The organism is Gluconacetobacter entanii (genome assembly GCF_013155425.1).
GTDB lineage: Bacteria > Pseudomonadota > Alphaproteobacteria > Acetobacterales > Acetobacteraceae > Novacetimonas > Novacetimonas entanii.
Genome location: NZ_JABJWD010000038.1, coordinates 44,672 through 57,982 on the forward strand (window position 1 = coordinate 44,672; position 13,311 = coordinate 57,982).

Consider the following 13,311-nt stretch of genomic DNA (forward strand, 5'->3'; position numbering starts at 1 on the left):
TGAACTTAACATATCCCGGCATGAATGTTGCATTCGTGCAACATGGTGTAATTAATACTACACTTTAGTATATTCATATCGAAGGCGGATGTTTCCACATATGTAATGAACCTACCGATCATACATTCAGTCGGTTCATTGCAAGGGGGATGCCCATGAGAAAAAGAAGTATTTCCCTGTCGCATTATCTGATAATGCGACAGGGAACATCTGCCTCTTTGAAAAGCAGCTGTGTCAGTTCCTGCCGCGCGCTCAATCCGTCTGTAACATTTGTTGTGGCCCTGATGGCGACGACCGGGATCGGCTTTTCCAGTCGTGACGCCGGCGCCCAGGACGTGACCTCCTCGGTTGCCACCCCTGCCAGCACCACGACCACGGTAAAGGCGCAGAAGGCCAAGAAAACCTCTACGGAGACGACGTCGTCCACGGCTTCGTCATCGACCGTGAATGTCAGTTCCAAGGCGGAATCCATTACCGTCCGTGCCCAGCGGCGTCTGCTGCGCGAAAAGAATTCCCCCAGCGCGGTGACCGAACTTGGGGCCGATCATATCCGTCAGGCCGGCCTGATGGGGAGTGTCGCGTCCATCCTGCGTGATGCACCATCCGTCAATGTCTATCAGTCGGGCGTGGGCAACAATGAACCGGTCATCAGCGTGCGTGGCGCGCGTGGCCTGGAGGTGGCGCAGACCCTTGACGGTGTGCCGATGCAGGATCTGCTGAATGGTGGCTCCGGTGGCTATATGAGCAGCATCATCGGCGGTAAGTTCAACATGGACCAGATCAGCGGGGTGTCCATTTATCCGGGTGTTGCCTATCCCAGTGAAACGACATTCGGGACAATCGGTGGTACCATTGCCTATCATTCCCTGCGGCCGAGTGACGACCGTCACCTTGACATAACCGGGTCCGTCGGGTCATTCGGGACATGGAACGAAGGGTTCGAGGCTGATTCCGGCCGTCTGGATGGATGGATGGGTCACGGCGTCGATGCGCCGAAGATCATGTTGAAATATTCCAACATGCAGACCAAGAACTATATCAAATACACTCCTGCGCGTTATAACAATATGGAGTTTGCATTTGATAAACCGTACAATGATGGTCAGTCCCTGTTCTCCGCGACCGTGCTTTACAATACCGGCGACGGGCGGTTCGAGGCGCAGCCAGTGCCGACGGCATGGATGAACAAATACGGTAAGTACAGTAACTATAACCCGAATACGACGTTCGGTCAGGAAAACAACGACTACTTCACGATGATCCTGAAGAACGACACCTACGTCAACGATTACCTGAATGTTGGTGTCACGGGCTTCTACGAATTTTCGGATTCAACGATGCTCGATTACCAGAACCCGGACTCATTTTCGCTCGATGGCGCCGCAACCCCCTATTCGGTCGGTGGCTCCAATATCTTCACGCAGACAGCGGCAGGCTTTGGCGAGCAGGGGTACTACGGGTATGGAAACATCTTCTATATGCCCGGCGTGTATACCTATAACGGCAGCAGCAACTGTGCCGCCGGCGTCCAGTCCGCATGGGCGGCGGCAGGACAGACCAGTCCCTGTGGTTACAATGCACAGGAAAGCTACACACGTACGGACACGTATGGCATCCGTCCACGCCTGACGATTACGCCGCCCAGTTTCTGGGGGATCCAGAATACGATCAAGGTCGGCGCCCTGATTGCCAAGGAAACAAGCAACCTGACCCCGACCTGGGCAGGGAGCACCGCGGATGTCAAGCAGACGGCGGCAAACCTGATCAGCGGTGGTGGTGAAGGCGGCGGCCAGCGCGTCATGTACCAGGGTTATTTTCAGGACAAGATCGACCTGTTCAAGAATACCCTGCATGTCACGCCCGGCTTCGTGATCGAGGGGACGCAGTCCGGCCTGACCAGCACCGAAATGTATGGCGGCACGGTTTCGGCAGCGGCAGCGGCGACGACTTACTGCCAGACATATACCTGTAATACGGGCTATTACTCAGCCAAGAAGTGGGATCGTGAATGGCTGCCGTTCATCAACGTCAGTTACGATCTGGACAAGGTCATACCCAAGCTGAAGGGACTGTCGTTTTACGGAAGCTGGGGTAACTCGGCCCTGTATGCGCCGGTGTCCGACTTCTCGCCGAACGTGCTGGGCGAAGTGCCGAATGCCTCGATCGTGCACATGGAAGAAGGTGGTATCAAGTTCAACCGCCGCAACATCTCGATTTCAGTCGATTACTTCCATCAGAAGGTCGATCGTGACTTTGGCATGTTCGAATATCAGTCGGGCGCACTGGCGGGGTATAGCTCCTATACCAATGCGGGCCAGCGTTCGATGAAGGGTGAAGAGGCCTCGGTCATCTGGCAGGTGACGCCGAAGATCCAGCTGTTTGGCAATTTCTCGCATCTTAGCGAGCATTATGACGCCACAGCGCTGGAAAGCATGACAGTGCAGGAAGACCAGTTTGGGATCGCGACAAAGGGATCGCCAGTTACCGGCGTGCCGTCATGGCTCTCGACGATCGGCATTGACTATCGCACCCGCAACCTGATCCGGCATGGCGATAATTTCAATGTCCGTTTCCAGGGACAGTATACGGGTCATCAGAGCACGACCTACGATCTGTCCGGCTTCCAGAATGTCGGGAACATTCCCGGTGTGGGAGGATACGATAACGGAACGAACTATAACTACTACACCATTACATCGGGTGCGACGACATATGATCCGCATGGTGGCATTGCCCCGTACATGATCTTTTCGCTGGACCTGAATTACGATATGCCGTTCAAGAACGCAGGTCCCCTGAAGTCCCTGAACTTCGATATCAATGTCTATAACCTGTTCAATACATTCTACTGGCAGTACAAATACAAGCAGATTGCGCCGGGCACCTGCTCGACCATCAGTTCCGGTCCGCTGGCCGGGCAGGCTGCCAGTAACTATGGTTGTGGTACTTCCTATAGTGATGGCATCGCTGGTCAGCCTGCATCCGTGACATTCACGATGCGCGCGCGGCTTGGCTGATATCCCATCTGCCCTCTCTCTGGTCCGGATGATACATAATCCGGACCGCGACCCACTCCTTCGGGGGTGGGTCCCTGGCGGCAGGTTCTCCTGATCGACATGCTACAACAATAATGGATGGCCTGATGCCGTCCCTCCCCTCCTGCTGTGGGAAACCGGCGGAGGCTTGGGCACGTTAAATTTGGCAAAATGTCTGGCTGAAATTTCGCTGGCGATGCATGTGCGGATGATGAAGGCCGGGAAACCTCCATGAAACAGGGTGATATTCAATTCTATAAATAATGTAATAATAAATGTTTCATTCAAAATATGAATAAGATGTGCAGAGTGTGAATTATGCCAGGGCGTTGGGTTTGAAATATTATTAGATGGAAAACATATATATGATATTTATGTTTCCATATGCATCTTCATGATTTCCGGTTATTATTTTTCAGGATTTGTCTAGGTCTTGCGCGACACACATGCCGGAAAAAGATACGATTTCCATGAATTTTTTATGGCACGGGATCATTCAGTATGTGGAAATCGATTGTTATTTCAAAACGATACGATTTCATTCCAAAAAGTTTTGGCTAGCGGAATGAATTTATCTTTCTTTTTGCTCCATTTCAGGAATATAATACGAAAGAAAAAATGGACAGATATGGAATGTTAGCAAAAACCGACTGAATGTGCGGGGGCTTCTTCACATTCTGAAATAATTTACGCCATCATCAGCGTGTGTTGCTCTTTCGTCACAGGGGCAGGCACCGCGTTGTGCTGCCTTTTTTTCGGCGTTGAATCTTTCCTCTTCTGACACTGTAATGATTTTCATCAGGAAATCAGGTTGTGGCGGTCGGCATGTCCGATTGTATGGGGGGAAACGATGCGCGAAATGGTCCGTACTTTTTCCTTCACGCCGCGGCGTGAGCATCAACAATATGACGGTGCAGGATACGGAGTGATCCGATATGGCACCGCGTCATGGCTGTGATTGGAAAAAGTCCTCTATGCCTAATATAGCGAGGCGGGAAAAAAATCGTCTGGCCCGTCAGCCCCTGTTGGCGGGATCGGCATTTGTGTGGCTGCTGTCGGTCGGCTCTGTTGCCATGGCCGCGACGCAGACAGGCACTGCCGCATCCACGACCACTGCATCTACCCATCGTCTTCATCGGGCAAATGGCTCGCAGGCGGCGGCCGCGCACCCTGCCCGCGCGCATAGCACTGCGACACCGCATTCAGCGCCTGAAACCCTGAAGGTCAGTGTCTCACGCGTGCGTTCGCATGGTGCCGTGCAGGCCGTGACACGTCAGCAGATGGACCATTTCGTTGAGGGCACAAGCCCCAACCAGATCCTTGCGCTGACCACGCCGGGCGTCAACTTCGCATCGGATGACGCATTTGGCCTCGATACGGTGGCGAACACCCTGTATGTGCGCGGCTTCAACCAGATGCAGCTTGGTGAAACGCTCGACGGCATCCCGATGGGTGGCCAGGGGTTCCATAACTGGAACGGCCTGAGCGTCGATCAGATGGAAATCCAGGAAGACGTCGCGGGCATGACCGTGTCGCAGGGGGCCGGTGCGCTGGATACCCCTTCGGCGCAGACCCTTGGCGGTGCGCTGACCTATACGACGTCGGATCCGTCGATGAAGGCCGGTGGGCGCGTCGGGCAGACCTTTGGCAGCTATAACGCCTTTCGTACGTTCGGGCGTGTGGACAGTGGCGTCCTGAATTCGACCGGCACCCGGTTTTATGCGGCGTATGCCCGTACGGACCAGGACCTGTGGAAGGGCTTTGGCGACCAGCAGGAACAGCAGGCGAACTTCAAGCTGGTCCAGCCGGTCGGTGATCGCGGCAAGATCACGGCGATTTTCGATTATTCGAACTTCGCACAGTACAACTACATGGGGCTGACAAAAAATATGTGGGAGAAGATGGGGCGCGATGCGACCTATCTGAAGCCCAACTATGCCCTTTCGAAGGAATATGCCACTTACGCGCAGAATGGCGGTGTCCCGTCCAGCCTGCAGGGCATCCTGTCGAACGACGAAATTGGCGATTACGCCTATGACGGCACGCAGACGCAGCGTAACTACCTGTCCGCCGTGACGGGTGAGTTCCAGTTGTTCCCGAACGTGACGTCCAAGACCATTGCCTATGCGCATGTGTCCAGTGGCGATTACAGTGGCTCCAACCCGTTCCTCGTCTCGCCGAACTCCGGCGTGCCCATGGCGCTGGAAACGGGGCATCCCGATGTCCAGCGTATCGGCTTTACCCAGAACTTCACGATCCATACCCACGGCAACGACATCCAGACCGGTATCTGGTATGAAAACGACGCCTTCAACTATCCCATGCGCATGTATGAGGATGGCGTGGATGCGGCCCACAACTCCAAGAGCGACTTCAAGGCGTCGCAGGCGGCGACGTGGTATTCGGATTCCTTCAATACCAATACGTTCCAGTTCTACCTGCAGGACACCTATCACATCATTCCGGGCATGACGGTCAGTGCGGGTTTCAAGTCGCTGCTGCAGGACACGCATGGCGGCACGAAGATGGATAATACCGCCAAGTATTCCAACTGGAACACCTATTACAGCCATCCTGCCGATGGCAGCATGACGGCGGCCAACGCCTTCCTGCCGCACTTCAACTTCGATTATCACTTCGAACGTCATCATGAAGTGTATTTCGACATCGCCGAGAACATGCGTGCCTATGACTATGGGCAGCAGAGCAGTTCCGGCACCGTGTGGGGTGGCCTCGGCAGTGCGACCAACTCGGCACAGTCCGTGTTCAACGCGAACAAGAACACGCTGCGTCCGGAACGCACCTGGAACTATGTCGTGGGCTATCGCTACAACTCCAAGATGCTGACGGCGAGTGCCGATTTCTATCACACCGATTACTACAACCGTCTGGCGACAGTGACGTCCGGATCGACCGGCAACACGTATGGCGCCGTGGCGAACGTGGGCCGCGAAACGATGAACGGCGCGGATGTGATGGCGGCGATCCGTCCGGTCCATGGGTTGGAGATTTCCAACAGCTTTAGCTGGAACAACGCGGTTTACGAAGGCAGCATTCCCGATGGTGGCGATACCATCAGCCTGAAGGGCAAGCATCAGGTCTATTATCCGAAGTTCATGTATAAGGCGAACCTGACCTATACGTGGCATCGGGCGATGTTCAACTTCAACGCGACCTATACAAGCCGTCGCGCCATGACCTATACGAACGACCAGTACATTCCGTCTTACTGGACGTCGAACCTGAATGGCAGCTACAACTTCGGCAAGGTCGGTTTCGCACAGAACATCAAGACGACCTTCGGTATCACCAACCTGTTCAACAAGAACTATATCGGTGGTGTCTATGGTGCCGCGAGCGTGAGTGGCGATGATAACGCCAACCTGTTCGTGGCCGCACCGCGTATGTTCTTCGGTTCGGTTTCCGCACAGTTCTGATCTGCTGTGCCGGTTTCAGGGCGCGATCCGGCAACGGGTCGCGCCTTTTTCATGTTGAAATGCTGAAATAATGCATGTCCGCCCCCTTCCCTTTCGCCGCAATCGGCGGGAACGTGGCGCCAGTCTTTCGTATCGCCTTTTCACATCTGTGTTTTCCGATGTGAACTTCATGTTTCTTATACGTGTGAATGTATTGTCGGTATTCCATTTTGACGTCAAAATGGAATGGCTTACTCATGCTCTCGAAACAGGGAATACATAATGGCAGGTATGACAGGACGTGCGATGCGCGCCGGACTTATGGGGGCCACGCTGCTGGCGACCTGTGGTGCGGGTGTATCGCTTGCCGCCCCGGTCACGCAGGGGGCGGCCAATGCCGGGGGCGGGGATTTCGGGCGCTGGGGCTTTGATCTTGCCGGGCGTGATACCTCGGTCGCGCCGGGGAACGACTTTTTCGAGTATGCCGATGGCACGGCGGTGCGTGATATCGTCATCCCCCCCGACATGACCTCGTATGGCCCGTTCAACGCGCTGGCCGAACTGTCGCGGACACGTGTGCGGAGCATCCTGGAAGAACTGTCCACCCATCCGGTGGAAGATCCCCAGACGATCGAACAGAAGCTTGGCACATTCTATGCCACGTTCCTTGATGAAAAGACCATCGAGGCCCATGGCATCCGTCCTTTGTCCGACGACCTTGCGCAGATCCGCGCGATCCGGACCGCCACCGATTTCGCCAGCCTGTCGGGGACCGCGCAGGTTGGTTTCCAGTTCACGCCCTTCGCCCTGAGCATCCAGCCTGATGCCCGCACGCCCACGAAATATACCCTGACGCTGGATCAGGCGGGCCTGGGCATGCCGGACCGTGACTATTACCTCAAGCCCGAGATGCAGGCGAAGAAAAGCGCCTATCAGGCCTATGTCGCGCAGATGCTGGGCCTGATCCGCTGGCCGGACGCGCGCGGCGGGGCCAGTGCGATCGTGGCGCTGGAAACCTCCCTTGCGCAGGCGCACTGGGCGCGGCAGGACATGCGTGACCCGGACCGGATCTATAACCCGTTGTCGCTGGCCACGCTGCAGGAAAAGGCGCCGGGCTTTGACTGGCTGTCCTATCTGAAGGCGGCGGGCATTCCCGATGATGTCATTCATTTGGGGAACATCATCGTGGGCGAACCCTCCGCCATCACGACCGAGGCGCAGATTCTTGCCCGCACGGACATGACGACGCTCCGGGCGTGGCTGGCCTTCCATCTGGCGGACAATGCGGCGCAGGTCCTGCCGCGCGCCTTTGTCAACGCATCGTTCAATTTCCATGGGAAGATCCTGTCGGGACAGCCGCAGTTGACCGCGCGTTGGAAACGGGCGGGACATGCGACGAGCGAAGCCATGGGCATGGCGCTGGGAAAGGTCTATGTCAGCCGGTATTTCCCCGCCCCCTATCACGACAAGATGGTCGGCCTGACGCAGGAACTGAAGGCGGCGTTCCGTATCCGCCTGAAGCACAATGAATGGATGGGCAAGGCCACGCGCAAGGCCGCGATCCGCAAGCTGGACAGCTCCGCGATCCAGATCGGCTATCCCAACAAGTGGCGTGACTATACGGGACTGGTTGTCCACAGCGGCGATGCGTATGGCAATTCGGCGCGCGGCGTCGGGTTTGAATGGTCCTACTGGCTGGCGCACCTTGGCAAGCCGGTGGATCGTGACGAATGGGACATGACGCCGCAGACGGTCAATGCGTACAACAATCCCGTCTTTAACGAGGTCGTCTTCCCTGCCGCCATCCTCCAGCCGCCATTCTTTAACCCCTCGGCCGACATGGCCATCAATTACGGGGCGATCGGTGGGGTGATCGGTCATGAAATGACCCACTCCTTCGACGACGAAGGCCGCAAATTCGATGAAAAGGGACAGTTGCGCGACTGGTGGACGAAAAAGGACGAGGAACGCTTCAACCAGCTTTCGGCCCGGTTTGGCGCGCAGTATGATGCGTTCGAGGTCCTGCCCGGCGTGCATCTGAACGGCAAGCTGACGATGGGGGAAAACATCGCGGACCTTGGCGGCCTGACGCTGGCGCTTGATGCCTATCATGCCTCTCTCAAGGGGAAGGAAGCCCCGGTGATCGACGGCATGACCGGGGATCAGCGCGTCTTTCTGGGCTGGGCGCAGGTCTGGCGCGAAAAACTGCGTGATGACACGATCCGCCAGCGCGTGATTACCGACCCGCACTCCCCGCCGCGCGCGCGCGTGAACATGCCGATGCACAATATCGATGCATGGTACAAGGCATGGAACGTGCAGCCGGGGCAGTCGCTGTATATCAAGCCGGAATCCCGTGTAAAAATCTGGTAATTCCAAAAATCCGGAAATACCCGCCTCCCCTGCCCGGCATGGTCTTGCATGTCGGGCAGGGAAAGAAACGACCGGTACAATATCTGTGGAGTATGCGTTTTGCGTTCTATCCTGTTTGCGGGCCTGTCAGGACTTGCCGTTCTTGTTGCGATGCATGCGGATGCCCGCGCGGCCGAGGTCGCCGCGCCACAACAGCTTCCCATGCCGGCCCCGATCCCGTCCGCCCGGGATGTGCGCATGCCGGGCACCATTGCGCTGAAGGTCGATGGGACGGACATCGCGCGCCATATCTACACCGTGCATGAAACGGTTCCCGTCGCGCCCGAACTGTCGGCCCATGGCGGGGATTTCATCGTCAGGTATCCGATGTGGATTCCGGGCCACCACTCCCCGACTGGCTCGATTACCGAATTTGCGGGCCTGTCGGTGCATGCGGGCGCGCAGGCCGTGGCGTGGGTGCGTGACACCGTCGATATCAGCGCCTTTCACATCCCCGTCCCTGCCGGTGCGACAACGGTCACGCTGGATTTCCAGGTCCTGACGCCGGTCTCCCCCGAGGTGGGGCGTGTGGTGATGACGCCGGACATGCTCAACGTGCAATGGAATGCCGTCGCGCTCTATCCGGCAGGGTATTTCACCCGGGGCATTACCGTCTCGCCAACGCTGGTGCTGCCGCACGGGTGGCAGTACGGAACCGCGTTGCGCCCGCGTGCGGGGGCCTCACCGGGCGACAGCGTCACGTTCCAGGACACGTCCTTTGACCGGCTTGTGGACTCCCCTGTCTTTGCCGGACATTATTTCCGGCGTTTTGACCTGACCCCACCGCATGGCGCGCCGGTCTCCCTTGATGTCGTGGCCGACCGGCCGGAGGAACTCGCCGCTACGGATGCGCAGGTGCAGGCGCATCGCAACCTTGTCGTGCAGGCCAATGCGGTCTTTGGGTCCCATCATTACGAACATTATGACTTCCTGCTGGCACTGACGGAAGAACTGGGCCGTATCGGCCTGGAGCATCACCAGTCCAGCGAGAATAGCGGGCCGCGTGGATACTTCACGAAATGGGACAAGACCTTTCCCTTCCGCGATCTGCTGGCGCATGAATACACCCATTCGTGGAATGGCAAATTCCGCCGGCCCGAAGACCTGTGGGCCGCGGATTTCAATACCCCCCATCGTGGGGCCCTGCTGTGGATCTATGAAGGGCAGACGCAGTACTGGGGCTATGTCCTTGCCGCGCGCAGTGGCCTGATGACGCCGCCGCAGGTGCTTGATGCGATCGCGCTGGTGGCCGCGACCTATGACGGGCGCGCGGGCCGGTTGTGGCGGCCGCTGGTGGACACGACCAACGATCCGGTCATCGCACGGCGCACGCCCCTGTCATGGCGCAGTTGGCAGCGTAGCGAGGATTACTATTCCGAAGGGCAACTGCTGTGGCTGGAGGTCGATACGCTGCTGCGTGACCTGTCGCACGGCCAGCATTCGCTGGATGATGTAGCAAGGCGGTTCTTTGGCGTTGATGATGGCAGCGTCGTGACCCACACCTACCGCCGCGAGGACATGATTGCCGCCCTGAATGCGGTCCAGCCCTATGACTGGGCCAAATTCCTGCATGATCGCGTGGATGTCGTGACCCGTCATGCCCCGCTGGAGGGGCTGGCGCGTGGTGGCTATCGCCTGACCTACACGACGGAGCCTACGGCGTACCAGTCCGCGCGGGAGACGATACTGAAGATGCATGACTACAGCTTCTCCCTCGGGTTTTCCCTGAACCAGAAGGGCAAGCTGCTGAATGTCGAATGGAACAGCCCCGCATGGCAGGCCGGCCTGACGATGGATGAAGAGGTCGTTGCGGTCAACGATCTCGCCTTCGATGCCGATACCCTGTCCGATGCGATCACGGCGGCCAGCGCGAATGGCGCCGCTCCGATCCGTCTGCTGGTGCGTGCGGGGGATCATTACAGGACGGTCTCCATTCCCTATCATGGCGGGCTGCGATATCCGCGACTGGAGCGTATCGCCAATACGCCCGACATGCTGGCCGATATCCTCAAGCCCCGCGTGGTTACGCCATGAAGGTTACAACCAGACGGCTGCTGATGGGGGGTGTCCTGCTGCTTGGGGCATGGCAGGGTGTTGCGCGGGCCGACACGTCGCAATGTTTTGCCGACAGCGCGGCGACGCAGACCTATACGCTGGGGATTGCGCGCAATGCCGCGATCACCCCCGATGGCCGTGGGGTCATGTTCCTGCGCAGCGGCGCGCAGGATACGGCCCTGCAGTTGTGGTATCATGATATTGCCACAGGCCAGGACACGGCACTGACGCATGTCGCCAGCGCGAATGAACACCTGTCGGTGGAGGAAAAGGCCCGGCGGGAGCGTGCACGCCTGACGATGACCGGCGTGACCGCATTCGAGATGGCCGATGCCGGCACGACCGCCATCGCCAGTCAGGCGGGACACCTGCTGCGGATCAGCCTGTCCGATCATGCGGCGACGGCATTGCCGGGGGATGACTGGGGCGCGCCGAGCCTGTCCCCCGACGGGCGTCACGTCGCGGCCGTCAAGGGCAATGACATCCACATCATCACACTGGCGACGGGAAAGGCGCATCGCCTGACCCATGGTGGCACGGCGGACCTGACCCATGGCGTGGCGGAATTCGCGGCGGCCGAGGAACTCGACCGGCATGAGGGCATGTGGTGGTCGCCCGACAGTCGTTTCCTTGTCTATGAGGAAGCGGACCTGTCCGGGGTGGAAAAGCACTATATCGCCGACCCGGAAAATCCATCGACGCCTCCTGTCGCATTCCGCTATCCCAAGGCAGGCACGCCCAATGCCAGGGTGCGTCTGGGCATCATAAGGCGCAGTGGTGGCGGGACACGGTGGATACGCTGGGACAGCACGCGTTACCCGTATGTCGTGCGCGTGGTCTGGTCAAAGGAGACCGGGCGCCTGTCGCTGGTGGTGATGGACCGTGCACAGGACGAGGAACATGTCCTGGACGTCAATCCCCATACGGGCCGGACGAAGGAACTGCTGTCCGAACATGATGCCGCATGGGTCAATATTGCCCCCACGGCACGGACGACGGGCCTTGCCCTGCCCTACTGGATGAAGGACGGGCAGCATTTCCTGTGGGCGTCGGAGCGCAGTGGCCAATGGCAACTGGAGATGCGGCACGCGGATGGGACGCTGGACCATGTCGTAACCCCCCCGACCCTGCCCTTTGCCTCGCTTGATGATGTCGATTTTGCAGGAAACACGATCACCTTCACCGCGACACCGGACCGGATGGGAACGGCGGTATATCGTGCCGATCTGCGCACTGGCGCGGTCACGCCCCTGGCGACGGCGGCGGGATTGCATCAGGTGAACTTCACGCCCGGCCGCCATGACCAGTTCATCGACCGTTTCAACGCCGCGGACGGCAGCCTGCGCGTCCTGCTGCGTGGACGTGACGGGCAGGTCACGGGCAGCCTGCCTGATGTGGCGCGTGCACTGCCGCCGTTCAACATGCAGTTCCTGACGATTGGGGCACAAGGGTATGACGCAATGGTCGTCCGGCCCGTCAATTTCCACCGTGGACAGCGCCTGCCGGTCATCCTGTCGGTCTATGCCGGGCCGGGATACAAGGAGGTGCTGCGTGCACCGCGCATGCATGCGGAAAACCAGTGCCTGGCCAATCAGGGTTTCATTGTGGTCAGCCTTGATGGACGCGGGACGCCCGGCCGTAGCCGCGACTGGGAACGCGCCATACATGATGACCTTATTGACGCGCCGCTTGAGGATCAGGTTGCCGGTGTGACGGCGCTGGGCAAGGCATTTCCGGAAATGGATATGAAGCGCGTCGGTGTTTATGGATGGTCGTTTGGCGGCTATTTCACGGCCATGGCGGTCATGCGGCATCCCGAACTGTTCCGTGCGGGTGTGGCGGGTGCTCCGCCGGTCGATTTTTCCGATTATGATACTGCCTATACCGAACGCTACCTTGGTCTTCCCGATCAGGATGTCTCGGGCTACCGCACCAGTAACGTGCTGACCTATGCGTCCGGCCTGTCGCGTCCGCTACTGCTGATCCACGGGGTGACCGACGACAATGTCTATTTCATCAATACCCTGAAACTGACACGGGCTTTGGTGACGGCAGGGCGGCCGTATGACCTCATGCTGCTGCCGGGAACGCACATGCTGTCCGATCCGACGCTGCGTTCGCATGTGGCGATCGCCCGCATGCAGTATCTGAAAGATCACCTGTCCAGCGGCAGGTAGCCGCATGGTCCCGGCTTGCACGACTGCACGCATGCCGGGACCTATGGGTGGTTTTGGAAAAATATTTCATGAAAAGTTAAAAGTTTTTGGGTGCTGCCTTTTTTTAAAAGACAGCGTTCTTCGAAGTTTTTTTGGGGCCTGTTGGGAATTATGCTTTTTTCAAGCATCTGCATATGATTCAAAGCCTGTATGGATCGCTTCGTACTGACAGACGCC

At 58.1% G+C, this 13,311-nt stretch carries 6 protein-coding genes; 5 read left to right on the forward strand and 1 reads right to left on the reverse strand.

From position 1 onward, the window contains the following. The first annotated feature begins 284 nt into the window (after nt 1–284). Nucleotides 285–3,017 carry a TonB-dependent receptor gene (locus HNH97_RS07005; RefSeq protein ID WP_227744463.1) on the forward strand — a complete coding sequence of 911 codons (2,733 nt, stop codon included), beginning with the start codon at nt 285–287 and terminating at the stop codon, nt 3,015–3,017. 688 nt (nt 3,018–3,705) lie between these two features. Here HNH97_RS07005 and HNH97_RS18145 read toward each other — a convergent pair. Beyond that, nucleotides 3,706–3,834, reverse strand: coding sequence for a hypothetical protein (locus HNH97_RS18145; protein ID WP_261310525.1), 129 nt, complete (start codon nt 3,832–3,834; stop codon nt 3,706–3,708). Nucleotides 3,835–4,009: 175 nt separating this feature from the next. Here HNH97_RS18145 and HNH97_RS07010 point away from each other — a divergent pair, with 175 nt between their 5' ends. From HNH97_RS07010 to HNH97_RS07025, 4 genes are all read left to right on the forward strand, one after another. Then, nucleotides 4,010–6,472 carry a TonB-dependent receptor family protein gene (locus HNH97_RS07010; protein ID WP_171790416.1) on the forward strand — a complete coding sequence of 821 codons (2,463 nt, stop codon included), beginning with the start codon at nt 4,010–4,012 and terminating at the stop codon, nt 6,470–6,472. A gap of 261 nt (nt 6,473–6,733) precedes the next feature. After that, nucleotides 6,734–8,824 (forward strand): M13 family metallopeptidase, encoded by a 2,091-nt coding sequence (locus HNH97_RS07015; RefSeq protein ID WP_244949351.1) that lies wholly within the window; start codon nt 6,734–6,736, stop codon nt 8,822–8,824. Between the two features lie 150 nt (nt 8,825–8,974). Continuing rightward, entirely contained in the window at nt 8,975–10,897 is a 1,923-nt protein-coding gene (locus HNH97_RS07020; protein ID WP_171790425.1) for a M61 family metallopeptidase, read from the forward strand. After that, a complete protein-coding gene (locus tag HNH97_RS07025; protein WP_171790417.1) occupies nt 10,894–13,095 on the forward strand; it encodes a S9 family peptidase in 2,202 nt (733 codons plus the stop codon). The genes HNH97_RS07020 and HNH97_RS07025 overlap by 4 nt, the downstream gene beginning before the upstream one ends. Nucleotides 13,096–13,311: the final 216 nt, after the last annotated feature.